Source organism: Thalassolituus alkanivorans (assembly GCF_020447205.1).
Taxonomy (GTDB): domain Bacteria; phylum Pseudomonadota; class Gammaproteobacteria; order Pseudomonadales; family Oceanobacteraceae; genus Venatoribacter; species Venatoribacter alkanivorans.
The window spans coordinates 1-18,766 of the sequence record NZ_JAJAEL010000039.1 but is presented as its reverse complement, the minus strand read 5'-3'; the positions used below and the strand labels follow the sequence as shown (position 1 = coordinate 18,766).

Here is an 18,766-nt window from a genome sequence, read left to right as displayed (position 1 = left end):
AATGGTGACGCTTTCACAATAGTCCTGTGTTACCAGCTCGTGATCTATAAGCTTTTACCATCATTAATCCGCTGATTTAAATAACAAAAACCACATTTGCCAAAATTCGATAGGCCGCCGGAACGCTATTCGCTGAGTTGTACATAAAGGATAAGGCTGCCAGCAGTATCTGCGTCAGCAATATCTGTTCCGGCCGGGCCCATCTTATTGCCCGCCGCAACACGTCATTGTTTCAGGAAACCGCTATGCATAAAGCGTATCGCTACTCTCTGGGTAGCAAGACTTACGAATTCCGTAATCTGGCCGACCTGATGGCCAGAGCAACCCCTGCCCGCTCCGGCGACCGTCTGGCCGGGGTGATTGCCCGTTCGGCTGAAGAACGTGCCGTGGCACAGATGGCGCTGGCCGAGGTGCCACTGAAGAATTTTCTTAACGAGGTATTAATTCCTTATGAACAGGATGAAGTCACCCGTTTAATTATCGACGAACACGATGCGCTGGCATTTGCACCTATCAGCCATTTTACCGTGGGCGATTTCCGTAACTGGCTGCTTTCAGATCTGGCCAGCAGCGACATGCTGGCCAGTATCCGCAACGGTATTACGCCGGAAATGGCTGCGGCGGTGAGTAAAATCATGCGCAATCAGGATTTAATTCTGGTCGCGCAAAAATGCCGTGTTATTACCGCTTTCCGCAGCACCATTGGTTTACCCAAGCGTCTGGCGACACGTCTGCAACCGAATCATCCGACCGACGATATGAATGGTATTGCCGCCAGTATTCTCGATGGTCTGCTGTATGGCAGCGGCGATGCGGTGATTGGTATTAACCCGGCCACCGACAACGTTGCCCAGGCCACCCGGCTGATGAAATTAATGGATGAAGTCATCAGCAAATACGAAATTCCAACCCAGTCCTGTGTGCTGACCCATGTCACCAATACGCTGGAATGCATCGAACAGGGCGCACCGGTCGATCTGGTATTTCAGTCGATTGGCGGCACCGAGGCCACCAACTCCAGCTTTGGTTTTAATTTAGCCACACTGGCCGAAGCCGAGCAGGCCGCACTGTCATTACAGCGCGGCACCGTGGGCAATAACGTGATGTATTTTGAAACCGGTCAGGGCAGCGCATTATCAGCCAATGCTCATCACGGGCTGGATCAGCAAACCTGTGAGACCCGCGCCTATGCCGTAGCGCGCAAATTTAATCCGCTGCTGGTGAATACCGTGGTGGGTTTTATTGGCCCGGAATATTTATTCGACGGTAAAGAAATTATCCGCGCCGGTCTGGAAGATCATTTCTGCGCCAAATTACTCGGCCTGCCAATGGGCTGTGACGTTTGCTACACCAACCACGCCGAAGCCGATCAGAACGATATGGATAACCTGCTGACCTTACTGGGCACTGCCGGTTGTTCGTTTGTGATGGGCATTCCCGGCTCCGACGACATTATGCTCAATTATCAGACTACCTCATTCCACGACGCGTTATACGCACGCCGTGTTCTGGGCCTTGGGCCATCGCCTGAATTCGAAGCCTGGCTGGAAAAAATGCAGATTATGAGCAACGCCGCCGGCGCCTGCTTAAACGATGCATTACCTCCGGCGTTTGCGGCGTCATTAAAAACTTTACCGGCCGGTAATTCAGCATCGGAGGTGTCCAATGGTTGATCAGCCTGATATCCACAACGACGACTGGAACGGCGTTATTGATAACCCATGGCGTCGCCTGCGCCAGTTTACCGCAGCGCGTATTGGCCTCGGGCGCAGCGGTGTCAGCCTGCCCACCAAAGAAATGCTGGAATTTCAGTTAGCCCACGCTCAGGCGCGCGATGCCGTGCATACGCCATTGGATTTTCCGGCGCTGACACAACAGCTGGAAACCCTGGCCGAACAGTATCCGCTGTTAAGCGACGAGCCACCATTAAAGCTGCACAGCGAAGCCGTTGACCGCATGACCTATTTACAGCGCCCCGATTTAGGCCGCCGTCTGGATGAAGCATCACGGGTATTACTGCAGCAGGAACAACAAACGCCGGAACAGCCCTTCGATCTGGCGCTGGTCATTGCCGACGGTTTATCCGCCACTGCTATTGCCCATAACGCCGTGCCTTTTATTCAGGCCTTATGTGAAGAATTACAGGCCGATAAGCAACCGTGGAAGCTTGCCCCCATTACTCTGGTAGAACAGGGTCGGGTCGCGGTCGGTGATGATGTCGGCGAATTATTAAATGCTAAAACCGTACTGGTATTAATTGGCGAACGGCCGGGGTTAAGTTCTCCCGATAGTCTGGGGTTATATCTCACCTGGGCACCGGTGCGCGGCCTGACCGATGCCCGCCGTAATTGTATTTCCAACGTTCGGCCAGAAGGCCTGAACTTCAGCGAAGCGGCCCATAAGGCCGGTTATTTACTGCGCGAATCACGCCGGCTGCAGCTATCCGGCGTACAACTTAAAGACCGCAGCGGCTCGCTGACCGGCCCCGCAGACAGCCTGTCAGAAAGTACCGCACAAGCGGCGACCATTGATCATCAGCCCGATTTTCCGGATGAGCATACAACAATAAAACCCGCCTCTTCCCCCGCGGCAGAGACGAAAAATTTTCTGCTCGGCTGATTGTATTTTTTCTGTTTGAGAAAACACCATTTATTCAACGTATGAGGTAATACCATGTCCACATCCCATCAGGACTACCTTGCCAAACGGCAACTGAAAAAAGGCACCGCCGGCTGGATTCTTCTCGCCGGTCTCGGGGTTTCTTATGTAATTTCCGGTGATTTTGCCGGCTGGAACTTTGGTATCGCTCAGGCAGGCTGGGGTGGTTTTGCCATCGCCGCGCTGTTAATGGCGGTGATGTATTTTACCCTGGTGCTGTCACTGGCTGAAATGTCGGCGGCTATTCCGGCCGCCGGTGGCGGTTACAGTTTTGCCCGGCAGGCAATGGGCCCGGCAGGCGGTTATTTAACCGGCCTTGCGGTATTAATTGAATATGCACTGGCGCCGGCGGCGATTGTGATCTTTATCGGTTCGGCGGTTGAAGCTTTACTCGGCTTTAATGGCCCCTGGGTGTATGCCGCCTTTTATTTAGTCTTTATCGGTATTCACCTGGCCGGTGTGGGCGAAGCATTAAAAGTGATGATGGTGATTTCCGGTCTGGCTGTACTGGCCATTATTGCCACCGCGATTGCTTTAATCGGTAATTTTGACAGCGCCAACCTGTTTGATATTGCCGCCAGCGAAGGCGCTTCGGCCATGCTGCCACTGGGCTGGTACGGTGTATGGGCCGCACTGCCTTTTGCTATGTGGTTATTCCTGGCGGTAGAAGGTGTGCCACTGGCCGCCGAAGAATCCAAAGACCCGGCCAAAGATGTACCTAAAGGTATTATCGGCGCCATGGTTTTCCTGCTGTTTACCGCCCTGCTGGTTGTGCTGTTAATTCCGGGCGCGGCTGGTGCACAGGCGATGGGCGCAAGTGCCGTACCTCTGGTGGATGCCCTGAATGCAACCGGTAACAGCCAACTGGCTACCGTCGTTAACGTACTGGGTCTGGTCGGTTTAATTGCATCCTTCTTCTCCATTATTTACGGTTACAGCCGTCTGGTTTTTGCCCTGTCGCGTGCCGGCTATTTGCCACAAAGTCTGTCGGTAACCACAGAACGTAAAGTACCGGCGCGTGCCCTGATCGTTCCTGGCGTACTGGGTTTTGCTGCCTCGCTGAGCGGTGAAGGCGACCTGATGCTGGCCATGGCCGTGGTTGGCGCAACCGTGTCTTACGCCCTGATGGCACTGAGCCATATTATGCTGCGCGTTAAACAGCCTGAGCTGGTGCGTCCGTATAAAACACCGGGTGGTGTATTTACCTCCGGCATTGCCCTGCTGTTGTCGCTGATTGCATTAACCGGTGTGTATGCCTTCGACCCGCGCGCCTTCTTCTACACGCTGATCCTCTTTGTGATTGGTGCAGCCTATTATTTTGGCTACAGCAAAAACCATCTGGTGGCCAAAACCGCCGAAGAAGAATTCGCCATGCTGGAACAGGCCGAAGCGGATTTATACCCGGAAGAAAACGCAGAAAACTCTGCAACCGCTCAGACGGTGTAATAACAGCCATCTGAAAATAAAAAAAACGCAGCCATTGGCTGCGTTTTTTATATCTGCAAAAAGCAGGATTAAAGCTGAAAAGAAATTCCGATACCCAGCCCTGAGCCATCAAAAGTAGCATCAGCAGGCTGATAGTAATATTCAATGCTCTGGTATTTGGCACTGATGGCAAAACGCGGATTCAGGTGGTACTGGTATTCGATCAGACTGCCGGTCGGTGAATCAAAGGTATACTCTGTGCCGTCCATATCCAGTTTCGGATTCATATGATACGTCAGGCCAGCTCCCAGACTGTGCTTGCCCAGCTGGTAGTGCAGCATCAGATCCAGCGGATAGGTCGAAAACTCAATGGTAACCGGATCGTTGTCGTCATCCAGACCATTGGCAGAATCACTCAGCCAGTTCAGGCGGGCTTCAGCACGAAACTGGTTCAGGGTGTAATACACACCGGCACCAAGGTTAATACCGGCACCGGCATTAATATCGTCAGAAGTGCCACGTTCGTATTCCATCTCCGCCAACTTATCACCACCCGCCATCAGGTCAGCACTGAAGCTGAACCCTAAGCCTTGCTTTGTTGCGGTGGTGCTTTCCGCGTCAACCGCAGAATCTGTATCGGCATACGCCAGTGTTGTGGCCGAGGCCAGTAATAAAGTCAGCAGGCTTTTTTTCATTCCCTTGTACTCTGTCCATCATTGTTGGATTTAAGCCGCATAGGGTACGAATATTTCAGAAAATAGAAAGTCTTTATCCGTTTTCTTCTTTTCCGGGGAGCCCCGATCATGCACCGAAAGTGCGCTGACAGAGCCCGCTTGTCTGAGCTATGATTGCTGTGTTCTGCAGCCGGATACTCTTATGAATATTACTCCCTGCTTTAATCTCAAGCTGCGCCAGGCCGACCGGGTTCTGACCAGCTACTACGACAACAGCCTGCGCGATCTGGGTATTACCATTGCGCAGTTCTCTGTTCTGCGTGTGCTGTCGATGCTGAAAAACCCATCACAGAAAGAACTGCAGGAAGTTCTGGTGCTGCAGCAAACCACCCTGACGCGTAATCTGAAACCGCTGATCCGCAGCGGCTATGTTCAGACCAATCCCAGCCCCGATGATGGCCGGGTGACTCTGGTGTCTCTGACCGACGAAGGTAAGGCCTTGTTTAATAAGGCAAAAGTTCGCTGGAAACAGGCACAGAGCGGCATTTCCCAGCACCTTGGTGACGAGCTTTCTGCACAGCTGTTGCAGGTCGCCGACGCTATTCTCACCCTGCGCAGCTAAAAAAAATTTGCCATTTGCATGCATATACATTTACATATAGATGCATATACATTCATTTGAGGGCGAATTATGAATACCTACAGGGAAAAGCACTGGCTGCTGTCAGTCGTGAGAAGTGGCATTCAGGCGGGAGTTAATTACCCGAAAACCGTTCTGTTTGCCGGCTTTCTGTTAATGGCACTACTGATAACCGGCCTCGGACAACTGCATAAAGACACCCGTGCCGATGCCTTTCTCGAAGCCGACAATCCGGCGCTGGTGTATAAAAATAAGGTGCGGGAGATTTTTGGTTTAAGTGACCCGCTGATCGTTGCCATATATGACCGTTCGGCAGAAGGCATTTACCGCAAACAGACTCTCGATCTGATCGGGCAGCTGACCGATCAGTTAAATGCCCTGCCGATGATTAATACGGCGCGGACCATCAGTCTGGCCAGTGAAAATAATATCAGCGCCTCGGCCGACGGGATGGATGTTGCACCATTCTATGACTTACGCACTCAGCATGATGCGGCCCTGCGTCAGGCAATAGAAGACTTTCCGCTGTATCACGGCATGCTGGTTTCTGACGACGGTGCGATGAGTATGATCGTGCTGGAATTGTACGATGACAGCCAGGCTGAAACCGCCTACGACGCCATCAATAAGTTGCTGCAACAGACACAGGTGCCTGCTGGTGTCGAACTCCATGTTGCCGGTGAAGGCGCCGTTCTCGGCTATCTCGGTCACTATATCGACCATGATGCCAGCCGTCTTAATCCGCTCGCCGGATTAATTATTACCATTATGCTGATCGTTGCATTCCGCCGTTTATTACCGGCCCTGCTGGGTAATCTGGTGATTGCCGCCTCGGTACTGATGACCCTCGGTTTTATGGCTTACTGCGGTGTACCTTTTTTTGTTATCACCAACGCTATGCCGGTTATTTTAATCGGTATGGCCGTCGCCGATTCGATTCATATCTTCAGCCACTATTACGAAATGCAGGCACGACATCCGGACTGGTCGCTGCAGGCCTGTATCCGTGAAGCCGTTGCCGTTATGGCACGCCCGGTAACTCTGACGTCGCTGACCACTATTGCCGGATTTCTTGGCCTGTACGCGTCATCTTATATGCCACCCTTTGAATACTTTGGTTTATTCACCGCCTTCGGCGTGCTGGTTGCCTGGTTTTATTCGCTCTTTGTTTTACCGGCCTGCATCACCTTACTGAAACCCAGAGTCAGCCAGCGCTGGATTCGCCTTGAACAGAACAGTCAGCAGGATACCTTTGCCCGCCTGATGACTTATCTCGGTGGAATCTGTGTACGCCATCCACGCGCCACACTGTCATTATTTGCGCTGCTCAGCATCAGCGGCGCCCTGCTGGCCACCCAGATTCAGGTAAACGAAAACCGCATTAATACCTTTCATCCCAGCGAAGCAATCTATCAGGCTGACAAGGTCATTAATCAACATCTGGAAGGCACCAATACGCTGGACATTGTCATTACCAGCAGCCGTAACGAAGGGATTTTTTCACCGCAGGTGCTGAATGCTATGGAAGCTCTGCAGGCCTACGCGGAAACCCTGCCGCATGTAAATGGTTCATCATCGGTGGTGGATTATTTAAAGCAGATGAATAAATCCCTGAACGAAGGTCAGAGCGATGCTTACCGTCTGCCGCAGGATGCCGATCTGATTGCGCAGTACTTTCTGCTCTACTCGGCCAGTTCTGATCCTGCCGATTTTTCTGAAGAAATTGACTATGACTACCGTCTGGCCAATATCCGTCTGAATATCGACAGTGCCGATTTTATTGCCACCAAACCGGTGGTTGAAGCCCTGCAGCAATATATCGATCAGCACTTTAACAATGCCGTTATGGATGAGCCGGTTACTGCCAGCCTCAGTGGTCGCGTCAATGTTAATTACCACTGGATTAAAGATCTGGGCGTCAGCCATTTTTACAGCGTGGTTATTTCGCTGCTCTGTGTCTTTCTGGTCTCGGCGTTATTATTCCGTTCCTGGGCCGCCGGTCTGCTCGCAACCCTGCCGGTAATCTGTTCCATTCTTACGGTTTATGCGGCGATGGCATTGCTGGGGATTAACCTTGGCATCGGCACCTCCATGTTTGCCTCGGTAGCCATTGGCCTGGGTATCGACTTTGCTATTCATACCCTCGAACGCCTGAAAACCCTGGTGGCAGACGGACTGAAAGGCAGCGGATTATTCACCGAATTATTCCGCTCCACAGGCCGGGCGCTGCTGTTTAATTATCTGGCGATTGCCTTTGGCTTTGGCGTGCTGATCAGCTCGCAGGTTGTGCCACTGACTCACTTCGGCACCATTGTCGTGTTATCGGTGAGTATGAGTTTTATCGCCGCCATGACACTGCTGCCGGCACTGATCGTGCTGTTACAACCGGCATTTATTTTCGCCAATAGAAAAAGCCCCGAAGCCGATGCTGTGCCGGCAGAAAAACACGCGGCTGGCAGTACTGTACTGACACTGTTAGTCACCACTGGTCTGGGTTCGGCAGCCTTGTACGGGGCACTCTTGTATTCTGCAGTGCACAGCCAGCCGTTGCAGGCAGAAGAAGCTGTTAATACAGAATTACTGGCAACACTCAGAGCCGACGATATTGCACAGCGGGTAAACGCGGTGGATGACGGCCAGCACGTCAGCAGCCAGCTGAGCATGTTGCTGACCGACAGCCGCGGCAAAGAACGGCGCCGCGAAACACTGTCTTACCGCAAATATTTTGGTGACGATAAAAAGACCGTATTTTTTTATAAATCACCGGCCAATGTTAAAGACACCGCTTTTCTGACCTTCGACTATGCCGCCGCAGATCAGGAAGATGATCAGTGGCTGTACCTGCCAGCACTGCGTAAGGTGCGGCGGATTTCCGCATCTGACCGGGGCGACTATTTTATGGGTACCGATTTTACCTATGAAGATATTAAGCAGAACGGTCATATCAGTATTGCCGACTATCAGCTGCAACGCCTGCCAGACGATGACGGAAAACTGGTGGTAAAAGCCATCCCAAAAACGGCTGCTATTGCTCAGGAACTGGGGTATGGCGAAGTAATCTTTTATATTGATCCGCAAAACTGGATCGTGGTGAAAAGCGACTACCTGGATATTAAACAGGTGCCGCTGAAAACCGTGCAGGTAACGGATATCCGTATGATCGACGGAATCTGGACGCGGCATCAGCTGCTGGCCGAAAACCATATCAGCGGTCACCGCTCGCTGTTTATTTTTTCTGCCGTCGATTACCAACAGGATGTGGCCGACCACCTGTTTACCCAGAATACCCTGCGCCGGGGGCTGTAAATGAATATCCGGCAGCAACTCCGACAGCAGCTCCGACAGCAATATCGGCTAAGCGCCGGTGCTTTCACCCTGATATTGCTGAGCAGTGCCGTGCACAGCGACTTCAGCTCTGGATTTAGTTCAGAGCTAAGTTCAGAACTGGCCTGGAGCGATGCTCCGGCCGCACTGAGCAAAGCTGAAGTGCAGCTGCAAAGTGAATGGCAATACCGCACGGCCGATACGTCGTTTAATCTGCAACCGCGTCTGCGTGCTGATTTTTCTGACACCCTGTACGCAGAGCAGCCAACCAGCCGGACAGATAATTATCCGGCGGGCAGCCTGCATAGCAGCGGGCCACTGGCTCAATGGGATAACGTGCGTTTTGATATTGCCGAAGCCTATGCTGACCAGTATTTCTACGGTGTGTCTCTGCGCAGTGGTAAACAACAGGTCGTCTGGGGTCAGGCCGACGGCCTGCGGGTGCTGGATATTATTAACCCGCAGGATCTGCGCGAATTTAATCTGCCCGATGCCGAAGATTCACGCATCGCTACCTGGATGTTTAATGCGCATATTCCTCTGCCCAATGAACAGTCTCTGCAATGGTTAATTATTCCCGACTTAACCTTCAGTGAGCTGGCAGAGCCGGGCACCGCGTTCGCTATTACCAGCCCGGAGCTGGCTCCGCAACCGGTCGCCGGAGTCGCGGTTAATCAACGGCCAACCCGGCGCCCGGACGGTAATGACTGGGAGCATGGATTGCGCTGGAGTGCCTTTGCCGGTGGCTGGGATATCAGCGCCAGCTATTTTAATTTTTACCACGACACACCCGTTGTTTACCGCAGGTTAAACACAACCGGCAGCACGATTCAGGTCGATGTCGAAGCCGTGTACCGCCGCAGCCGCCTGTTCGGCCTGAGCGCCAGCACAGCCTTCAGCAGCGTGGTGCTGCGCCTTGAAGCCGGGCATATCAGCCGGGCATTTTTTCTGCGCGACGATCTGCAAAATAACGGCATTAGCCAAAGCCCGGAGCTGGCGACGGTAACCGCACTGGATTATCAGGCCCCGGCGGATGTGTTTGTCAGTTACCAGTTTTACCAGAGCCGCATTCTTGCTTACCGGCCGCAGATGATCCGCCGCGAAATCAGCACCCGTCACACCCTGCTGCTGAAAAAAACCTTACTCAACGACACGCTGGAACTGAGCTTTTTTGCTCTGCTTAACCGCGATTACAACGACGGTCAGCTGCGCAGCAAAGTCAGTTACCAGCTTAACGACCGCTGGTCTTTATGGAGCGGTGCCGATTATTTTTTTGGCAACCGCGCCGGGCCATTCGGTCAGTTCTCATCATCCAGCCGCTTTTTAATTGGCTGGCAGAGTGCATTTTAAGGAGTAACTCATGAACCCGATTACACTGCTGCGTATGCAGAACTCAGTCCTCGGCCATCTGCTGCCGGCAACCGTTGCCCGCCGTCATGCCCGGATGTTTTTAACACCCAGACAACTGCCACTGAAAGAATGGGAACTGGCCACTGAAAAACAGGCACAGCGCCTGAATTTTGCCGGACATCTCAGTGCTCTGCGCTGGGCTAACAGCGGCCCACGCATTTTACTAATGCATGGCTGGGAAAGCCGGGCAACGCACATGGCAGTTATCGCCAATGCTCTGGTGGCACAGGGGTTTGATGTATTCGCGCTGGATGCGCCACTCCATGGTCAATCCGGCGGCAATAAGAGTAACCCGATGGAATTTGCCCGTGCCATTATCGAAGCCGATATTGCTTTCGGCCCTTTTTATGGTGCTTTGGGTCATTCAATGGGCGGAGCAGCACTGGCAATTGCCTCTGCTCAGGGCGTACAGACAGAACGCTGCGTACTGATGTCTTCACCCGCCAGCCTGCTGGACGTATTAAAAGGGTTTGCGCGTTTTATGCGGCTGCCCGCCGCCAGCACGGCACATTTTATCCGCTGCATTGAAGCAGAAGTCGGATGCCCGGCTGGCGAACTCCACAGCGGCCATCTGCTCAGCCAGAGCAGCCCGGTGACATTATTAATTCATGCCCAGAATGATATTGAAATTCCCAGTGCTTCAGTACATGCAATCCGCCAGCACCTGAATAATGCCGAGGTATTTATACCGCCCGCTCTGGGACACCGGAAAATCATCCGCGACCCGATGATTGCCGCGCGCATTCAACAGTTTTTCAGCGATGAATTAATTCAGGAAAGCGAAACAGAACACGGCGAAGAAATAGTGCCGTAACACGATACTCAACGGGTATTTGTCGTGGTAATAAAAAGCCTGAACACCGCAGGTGTTCAGGCTTTGGCTGACTCTGCTGCCAGCGGCAGCAGTATATTGCTCTACTCAGGCAGTTTCTGTCTGAATAAAACGGCGCATATGGAAAATACCAAAAATAAATATCTGCACCGCATCGGCAATCTGATTGCTGCTCTTATGCTTCAGCGCCATCCAGAAGTACGCTACTTCCAGCACATGAACACCCGCAACAACCATAGCAATGGTTGGCAACCAGCCCAGCAGACCACCCCAGCCCTGCACTCCCGCCATAATAGCCAGAATCCAGAACACCAGAGTGACCACTTTATTTAACAGAATAAACATAGATACCTCGCTGCATGCGTCATTCATGCATTGTTATTGTCGTTATCAAAGCCGCAAGCTTGCACTGCTGCATCGCATTTGCACAGGTGAAAATGCGACAGCCTGCGATAACCCTGCCACAACCCTGTTACACCAGAGAAAAACAAAGAATTATTCAGCGGCCGGGGAAACCGTCAGCGTTAATGGCGTGATACGCGGGCAGCGTTGCTTCGGACGCGGCGGGAATTCTTTATTCAGCCGCTGCAACAGCGCTTTAACCCGCTCGTTACGGGCAAACTGAAAGCCCATCGGCGCACAGCCATATACGCGTTTGGAGAAGGTCAGTGGTAAGGCCTGTAATTGTGGCTGTTTGGCCACATACCACTGTGCCACATCGCGCCCGATAATCAGCGCGCGGGCACTTTCCGCCTGACTGATCAGCAAGGTATTGAGCATGTCCTGCTCGGTGGGTTTATCCAGCCGGATCAGGCTGCCGTTGGCAAAGGCCGGCTGCAGTGCCGGATAGGCATAACCCAGATGAGTGATGATTTCGCCACCCAGCAGGCCGTCTTCCTGCTCCAGATCAAACGGCTGGTCATTGCGGTACACAAGCACATCTTCCAGCCACACCACCAGATCGCTCCACAGATAGTTCTCCGGCTGCTCGATCCAGTAAGGGGATTCCATACGGCCATCGATCTTGCCGGAGTCGAGCATATGCTGAGAGCGCAGCTCTGGCAGGTACACAAACTCCAGCTCTATACCGGCACGCTGTGCGGCCTTACGCAGCGGTTCTATCAGTAAGCCCTGTGGCTGACCATCGTGCAGCACAACATAAGGCGGATAGCCGTCATCCGGCACCGATATGCGCAATTGTGGCAGGCCGTCTGCCGCCAGACAGCCCGCTGCCATGGTTAGCCAACAGAGCATCAGCCCTGCGCACTGGCCTATTGCTGTAAACAGCTTACTTTCTGTCACGTGCTTCTCCGCGTTATAACTCTTTAAGTTTAACTCAGGCCCTGCACCCGGCGGCGGCCAAAAGCCGACACAGCGCAAGACTTTCACGACTTGCACCGTTAAAATGGCCGCCCATCTACAGGTCGTCAGCGGGAGAAGATTCGCATGTCCGAGGAAAAAACCACGCATTTTGGCTACAAAACCGTCGCTACCGAGCAGAAGCAGGCCATGGTTGCCGATGTATTCCACTCGGTGGCCGCCAAGTACGACCTGATGAACGACCTGATGTCGTTCGGCGTACACCGCCTGTGGAAACGCATCACCATTGATATGTCGGGCGTACGCCCGGGCGATCAGGTACTCGACCTGGCTGGCGGAACCGGCGACCTGACCAAGAAATTTGCCAGGATCGTTGGCCCGCAGGGCAAAGTGGTTCTGGCCGATATCAACTCTTCCATGCTGAACGTCGGCCGTGACCGTCTGACCGATCAGGGCTACGTTGGCAATATCGAATACGTTCAGGCCAATGCCGAATGTCTGCCGTTTGAAGACAACAGCTTTGATGTCATCACCATCGCCTTCGGTCTGCGTAACGTCACCGATAAAGATGCTGCACTGCGTTCCATGACCCGCGTGCTGAAGCCGGGCGGCCGTCTGCTGGTGCTGGAATTCTCCAAGCCGACCAACCCGCTGATGAGCAAAGCCTACGACCTGTATTCCTTCACCGCCCTGCCGTTTATGGGCAAGCTGGTGACCAACGATTCCGAAAGCTACAAGTATCTGGCCGAATCCATCCGCATGCACCCCGATCAGGAAACCCTGAAAAGCATGATGGAAAACGCCGGCCTGGTACGTTGCAGCTTCCACAATATGACCAGCGGCGTGGTCGCCCTGCACCGCGGAATCAAACCCTGATGCTGAGTAAGCTGCCGGCCGAGTTACTGCAGGCTGCCTGCGTTCCCTTTGAGGCGGCCATTAATCATGTGCTGCGTTACGACCCGGCGGCATTAAACTCGCTGCGTCGCCAGCAGGGCCGCTTGCTGTGTGTGCGCATCGACGCCATAAACCCGGTGCTGATCCGCATCGTCGATAACGGCATTGTGCTCAGCCTTGCGCACAGCAACAGCAACGAACCCGGTGCCGATGGTCTTAGTAGCGCTGATGGTCTTAGTAGCGCCGATGGTCTGAGCAGCGCCGATGGTCTGAACAGCGCCGATGCAACGCTCAGCGGTTCCGCCGCCGATTTCTTTGCCCTCGCCCGCGCCAGTGATAAAGCCCACGCCCTGATCAGCAGTGCCATTGATATGGACGGCGACAGCGAGTTTGCCTTATCGCTGACCCGCGTTGCGCAAAACCTCGATATCGACTGGGAAGCCCTGATCACACCGCTGACCGGCGGCCTGCTCGCCCATCAGCTGGGCAAAGGTTTACGCGGCTTACTGAACTGGGGCAAAAGCAGCGCACCGGCTTACCGCAATGCCGTTAAAGAATATCTCGAAGACGAAGCGCAACTGCTGACACCGGAACCGCTGGCGGCACAATTTGCCGACGAGGTTGACCAGCTGCGTCTGGCGACCGACCGTTTAGAAGCCCGCACCCAGCGTTTAGCAGCGCGCATGCAACAGAACGATTCGACAAACAAGTCGACGATCCCCCCTTCTCTGCCCAAGGAATAATATCGACGTGGCAAACCTCTGGCGTCTGTGGAAAATTCTGTTTGTCTTCACCCGCTACCGGCTCGACAGTCTGGTGCCGACCGAACAGCTGCCGCTGTCGTTGCGCATTGCCCTGTGGCTCGCGCCCTGGCGTTTAAATCCGGTGCCGTCGCGCCTTAACCGTGGCGAACGTCTGCGTTTAGCACTGGAAGCCTTAGGGCCGATTTTTATTAAATTCGGCCAGATTTTATCCACCCGCCCGGATCTGATTCCCGACGATATTGTTAAAGAATTAAAACGCCTGCAGGACGACGTTCCGCCCTTCGCCAGCGATAAAGCCATGGCGTTAATCGAAGACCAGCTGGGGCAGAAAATCAGCGCATTATTTGCCGAATTTTCTGCCGAGCCACTGGCTTCCGCTTCTATTGCTCAGGTACACGCAGCCCGTTTATTCGATGCCAATGGTGAAGCCGGTCGGGAAGTGGTGGTTAAGGTGGTGCGCCCGGGTATCGAGCACACAATCGAGCGCGACCTGCAGTTGCTGGAAACCATGGCCCGCCTGCTGGTGAAATATTCCGAAGACGGCCGCCGCTTAAAACCGCTGGAAGTGGTCGATGATTACCGCCACACCATTTACGGCGAACTGAATTTACAGATCGAAGCCTCCAATGCCACCCAGCTGAAGCGCAACTTCGCCAACTCCGAACTGCTGTATATGCCGGAAGTATTCTGGGAATACACGCGCAGCAAGGTAATGGTCAGCGAACGTATTTACGGTATTCCGGTAGCCGATATCGATGCCCTGCAGGCGCAGAACACCAATATGAAACTGCTGGCCGAGCGCGGTGTGGAAATCTTTTTCACCCAGGTATTCCGCGACAGCTTCTTTCATGCCGACATGCACCCGGGCAATATTTTCGTCTCCCGTAATAACCCGCAGGCACCGCAATACATTGCCATCGACTGTGGTATTGTTGGCAGCCTGACCGAAGAAGATCAGAATTATCTGGCGATGAACCTGCTGGCATTTTTTAATCAGGATTACCATCAGGTGGCGCAGCTGCATATCGACTCCGGCTGGGTGCCGGCCACCACCAAAGTGCACGAATTTTCTGCCGCTATCCGCAGCGTGTGCGAACCGATTTTTGATAAACCGCTGGCCGAAATTTCCTTTGGTCAGGTATTAATTCAGTTATTCAGCACCGCGCGCCGCTTTAATATGGAAGTGCAGCCGCAGCTGGTTTTACTGCAGAAAACCCTGCTCAATATTGAAGGCCTTGGCCGTCAGCTGTATCCGCAGCTGGATTTATGGAGCACCGCCAAGCCTTATCTAGAACGCTGGATGCGCGAACGTTTTGGCCCCAAAGCCGCGTTTAAAGAATTAAAACGCCAGCTGCCGGGCTGGATTGAAAAAGCCCCGCAAATTCCCGGACTGGTACACGGCGCCTTAAGCCGCCTGAACCATATGGACGAAAACCAGCAGGCACTGCAAAAAGAAATTGTTGCCCTGCGTCAGGAACTGGCCGCGCAAAAAGCACAGAAGCGCCAGCAGGCGCTGGCAACCCTCGCCATTGGCAGTGGTTTATTTACCTGGTGGCAGGCCTTTGCTCTCGGAGTACCGGAAGTGGTGGGGCTGAGTCTGGCGGGTGCTGGTATGTTGTTGTTGATCGTGCGCGCCTGAGGGCGATGGTTGGTGCGGGCGATAGTTGGTGTGAGTGCTATAAACCAGCGGGTTTATTCAGGCACTGGCTATGAGGCAGATACTTGTAGGAGTGGATCTTATCCACGACTGAATCAGAAGATTCTGTTTACCCTCAAATGATGTTGTGGGAGCTACTACCGGTGGGAGCGGCTTTCAGCCGCGATGGCTGGTTTGTTTTGCAGCCGCTGCGCGGACTGACTTTTGTAATTCACTCAAAGCCAATGCGGGGCAAGCCCCTGCGCCCCTATGCAAGGAGAGGTATCTCCTTACGATCCTCTCTTGCGGCTGTCCGGCGCTGTTCAGCCAACTGCAGCGATTATGCGGCACGCAAAACAATTCGCCCCGGATCGACTATGTAAAACATCTATCCAAATGCATCGCTCCGGGGCAGGGTTTTGCTCTGAAGGCCGCAGAATCACTTGGTTGACTGGCGCCGTACAAATGCCGCGTTACTTCAGACGCAACGCCGCATATTAAATCAGGCACAGCACTGTAGGAGTGGATCTTATCCACGACTGGATCAGAAGATTCCGTTCACCCTGAAACAAATCGCTACTACGGGTGGGAGCGGCTTTCAGCCGCGATGGCTGGCTTGTTTTGTGGCCGCTACGCGGGCTCGGCTCGCTACTACGCTCTGCGTAGTAGTGCCTGCCGCTTTGTTGGCTCTGGAAATGATTGCGTTCCGAGTTGTAAGCACTGTCGCCTGCACCTGTAACCAGTTTTATCAATTATTGAACCCATCCCCAATCTTCAGTATTCTCGAACTAAAGCAGGGATGCAGCATATCGTAAGGACACACGCCCAACGACCGCATTCCCCGCTTAGCATTCCTGATATAACACCACGTCATTCCTGCCCTGCGCTTACAAGGACGGGCGGCTGCGTGTCTGGATCATCAATCAGTGTTTTTTTATGGGTAATGGCAAAATTTTCAATGTAAAGAAATACTGATATACATACAGCATATTTCCGGATTTTAACGAAATCTGACACGTTTTACATTCGTGCCTGCTCGTTTTCCGGCGGGTAGAAATGTAAACGTCAATTGAATTAATAACTTACAACGTTGGTTGACAAGTTTATGCGCACAGAAAACCGGAATTAACAGGCGTGCGCGTTTTTCTGGAAGGGGTTTTTAAGTTATGGAAGATTTCTTAGAAGAGTCAATGAGTTACGCAGGCTTTCTCGAAAGCTCCGCTCAGGATAAATGCGCACGCACACTAATAAGCTGTTAAAAGGCAATGCAAATGAGCGATGAGGGTCAATATGTCGAATGTAGCGAGCATGACAAGCAGCAGGCGACATATGTTTGCCAACATATAGTGCAAAGTCTACGTGATGGAAAGCCGCGAGGATTTTGGTCTTCGGAAGAAAGCCCAGGGAACCCCCGTCCGGATTCTTGGTGTTCGGCCTGCGAGGATGTCGTAAATCGCGTAGGCGAGTGGAACGATGAATCTGAAGCGTTTGCTGGCGTAAAACTGCTTTGTGGAGCCTGCTACGATAAAGCCAAGAAAATGAACTTGGTAAACCGGAAGAGATGGTGGCAACTCTGGAAGTAAAGCCTTTTAACAAGGCCAAGCACGGCGACGGCTTTTCCGTTGCGGCTTCACCTAAACTACAAAGCCGCGCGTGCTGGCGGCGTTATGTTTCCACAGCAGGAGAGTCATTTGCCATTTTCTTATAAGACTGAATCAAAAGAGTTTGGAAAAGCCCTGCTTGAGATGGCTGTTAGAGCGCATAGAGAGCAGATTTCTCAGTATGTGTCTAAGGATAATATGCATAGCTTTCAACACGGAAGAAGCTGGCTGACGGTTAGAGAAGATGGGACAGAAGAATCATCATTCAAAGAGACTGGCGTTGAGCTAAGCATTGGATATGAAGACCTTATTAAAAACGACATTAATCAGTTCTTTCAATTCCTTAATACCTTTATTGAAGGCTTTACCTCTCAAACCATGCAGGGCATGTTTCAGACGATAAGCGAAAGCTGTGACAAAGTTGGGAATACCGTAAACCAAAAAGAGTACGCCTCCCAAGCTGAGGCGTTTTTAGAGATGCTGAAAAAAGTTGAATTTAGCGTTAACGAAAATGGCCAAGTAGAACTCCCGCAGATTCATGTCGGCACTGGTGCTGCGGAACATCTAATGCAGTCACTGGAAGCACAGGGTGAAGAGTTTCATGCAGAAGTAGAAAGAATAAAACAAGAAAAATCCGAGGCAGCACTAAAAAAAGAAAAAGAGAGACTAAATAAGTACAAAGGTATAGATATATGAAGGCTTATTTAATCTCTATTGGTTGTGACAACTACCAGAGTGAAACGCTTGATAATCTATCTGGCGCTGAAAATGATGCATCAGCTGTTTATGATGTCTTAGTTGACTCAGAATATTCGATATACGAAAAAGAAAGTTCATATTTTCTGAAGTCCCCAGTAATAAGCGATGTTAAAGGAGCGCTCGAAGAAGCTCTATTCGATAAAGAATGCCCAGATATTTTTACGTTATTCTTTGCGGGGCACGGAGGTGTGGTTGACGGTACGTACTACCTTTGCCTAAACGAAACTAAAACAGACAGAATGAGCTTAACTGGGCTATCGCTAACCGAGATCTTTAGAATAGTCTCCTCTTCGGGGGTTAAGCACGTAAATTTAGTCATTGACGCCTGCAACACCGCAGGGTTGGTTAATGACTTGTTGTCTCTGATAAAACCCGAACTTATGGGAGCTAAAGGTTCATTTGGTATTTCAATACTGGCTGCAGCTGCCTCAGATGAGTATGCTGGTGAGGTAGCGGGCCAAGGGCTACTAACAGGTAGTCTAATCGATCTAATTTCTGGAAGAGATAAAGTTAATTCAGAAGTTGAATTCCTCGATCTTGTGAATTTGGGACGTGTAATATCGACGAAATTTATACAAGAAGGAAGGGATCAGACACCTTCTTCGTGGGGGATGAATCTCTACGGGCCAAGCATATTTTCTAAAAACCCATATCATAGTCAAGACGACACAATTTCAACTCATGATTTTTCGTTTATTCCGCCGGCGTCTAGAGTCGGAATGGTGCTACTGAAGGTAGTGTTCAGAATTCTGTGTCATTTCTTTATCCTATACAAAACAGAGATGACACATGACCAAACCAACCTTCGACATGGAAGCCGCGCTGCAGG

15 protein-coding genes are annotated in these 18,766 nt (G+C 52.1%); 12 read left to right on the top strand and 3 right to left on the bottom strand.

What is annotated here, in order from left to right:
• Window positions 1-245 precede the first annotated feature (245 nt).
• From LGT44_RS15425 to eat, 3 genes are read left to right on the top strand one after another with little or no spacing between them, the layout of a single operon-like run.
• Complete coding sequence (locus LGT44_RS15425; protein WP_230330333.1) at window positions 246-1,673, top strand: ethanolamine ammonia-lyase subunit EutB; 1,428 nt, start codon at window positions 246-248, stop codon at window positions 1,671-1,673.
• A complete protein-coding gene (gene eutC / locus LGT44_RS15420; protein WP_230330332.1) occupies window positions 1,666-2,619 on the top strand; it encodes an ethanolamine ammonia-lyase subunit EutC in 954 nt (317 codons plus the stop codon). Before LGT44_RS15425 ends, eutC begins: the two co-directional genes overlap by 8 nt.
• 54 nt (window positions 2,620-2,673) lie before the next feature.
• Window positions 2,674-4,104, top strand: a complete 1,431-nt coding sequence (gene eat, locus LGT44_RS15415; RefSeq protein ID WP_145467832.1) for an ethanolamine permease — start codon at window positions 2,674-2,676, stop codon at window positions 4,102-4,104.
• Between the two features lie 68 nt (window positions 4,105-4,172).
• Here eat and LGT44_RS15410 read toward each other — a convergent pair whose 3' ends face one another.
• Entirely contained in the window at window positions 4,173-4,778 is a 606-nt protein-coding gene (locus LGT44_RS15410; RefSeq protein ID WP_225691103.1) for an outer membrane beta-barrel protein, read from the bottom strand.
• Between the two features lie 181 nt (window positions 4,779-4,959).
• Between LGT44_RS15410 and LGT44_RS15405 the strand changes: the two genes are divergently transcribed.
• The 4 genes from LGT44_RS15405 (at window position 4,960) to LGT44_RS15390 (ending at window position 10,945) form a co-directional block, all read left to right on the top strand.
• On the top strand, window positions 4,960-5,379 hold the full coding sequence (locus LGT44_RS15405; RefSeq protein ID WP_230330331.1) for a MarR family winged helix-turn-helix transcriptional regulator: 420 nt from the start codon (window positions 4,960-4,962) through the stop codon (window positions 5,377-5,379).
• A 69-nt stretch (window positions 5,380-5,448) separates the two neighbouring features.
• Window positions 5,449-8,703 carry an outer membrane lipoprotein-sorting protein gene (locus LGT44_RS15400; protein WP_230330330.1) on the top strand — a complete coding sequence of 1,085 codons (3,255 nt, stop codon included), beginning with the start codon at window positions 5,449-5,451 and terminating at the stop codon, window positions 8,701-8,703.
• Window positions 8,704-10,071, top strand: coding sequence for a DUF1302 family protein (locus LGT44_RS15395; RefSeq protein ID WP_230330329.1), 1,368 nt, complete (start codon window positions 8,704-8,706; stop codon window positions 10,069-10,071).
• A gap of 10 nt (window positions 10,072-10,081) precedes the next feature.
• A complete protein-coding gene (locus LGT44_RS15390; protein ID WP_230330328.1) occupies window positions 10,082-10,945 on the top strand; it encodes an alpha/beta fold hydrolase in 864 nt (287 codons plus the stop codon).
• Window positions 10,946-11,050: 105 nt separating this feature from the next.
• Here the strand turns inward: LGT44_RS15390 and LGT44_RS15385 are convergent, their stop codons facing one another.
• Together LGT44_RS15385 and LGT44_RS15380 are read right to left on the bottom strand one after the other, a co-directional pair.
• Window positions 11,051-11,308, bottom strand: coding sequence for a DUF1145 domain-containing protein (locus tag LGT44_RS15385; protein WP_186435842.1), 258 nt, complete (start codon window positions 11,306-11,308; stop codon window positions 11,051-11,053).
• A 150-nt stretch (window positions 11,309-11,458) separates the two neighbouring features.
• Window positions 11,459-12,217, bottom strand: coding sequence for a substrate-binding periplasmic protein (locus LGT44_RS15380; RefSeq protein WP_186435841.1), 759 nt, complete (start codon window positions 12,215-12,217; stop codon window positions 11,459-11,461).
• 192 nt (window positions 12,218-12,409) lie between these two features.
• Between LGT44_RS15380 and ubiE the strand changes: the two genes are divergently transcribed.
• The 5 genes from ubiE to LGT44_RS15355 form a co-directional block, all read left to right on the top strand.
• The gene (ubiE, locus tag LGT44_RS15375; RefSeq protein ID WP_230330327.1) at window positions 12,410-13,159 is read left to right on the top strand and encodes a bifunctional demethylmenaquinone methyltransferase/2-methoxy-6-polyprenyl-1,4-benzoquinol methylase UbiE; all 750 of its coding nucleotides are present in this window, start codon (window positions 12,410-12,412) and stop codon (window positions 13,157-13,159) included.
• A complete protein-coding gene (locus tag LGT44_RS15370) occupies window positions 13,159-13,920 on the top strand; it encodes a ubiquinone biosynthesis accessory factor UbiJ (protein WP_230330326.1) in 762 nt (253 codons plus the stop codon). Before ubiE ends, LGT44_RS15370 begins: the two co-directional genes overlap by 1 nt.
• A gap of 7 nt (window positions 13,921-13,927) precedes the next feature.
• The gene (ubiB, locus tag LGT44_RS15365) at window positions 13,928-15,580 is read left to right on the top strand and encodes a ubiquinone biosynthesis regulatory protein kinase UbiB (RefSeq protein WP_230330325.1); all 1,653 of its coding nucleotides are present in this window, start codon (window positions 13,928-13,930) and stop codon (window positions 15,578-15,580) included.
• Between the two features lie 1,688 nt (window positions 15,581-17,268).
• Window positions 17,269-17,874, top strand: coding sequence for a hypothetical protein (locus tag LGT44_RS15360; RefSeq protein ID WP_230330324.1), 606 nt, complete (start codon window positions 17,269-17,271; stop codon window positions 17,872-17,874).
• Window positions 17,871-18,766, top strand: an 896-nt coding sequence (locus LGT44_RS15355; RefSeq protein WP_230330323.1) for a caspase family protein, incomplete at its 3' end; no start/stop codon positions are given. The genes LGT44_RS15360 and LGT44_RS15355, both read left to right, overlap by 4 nt.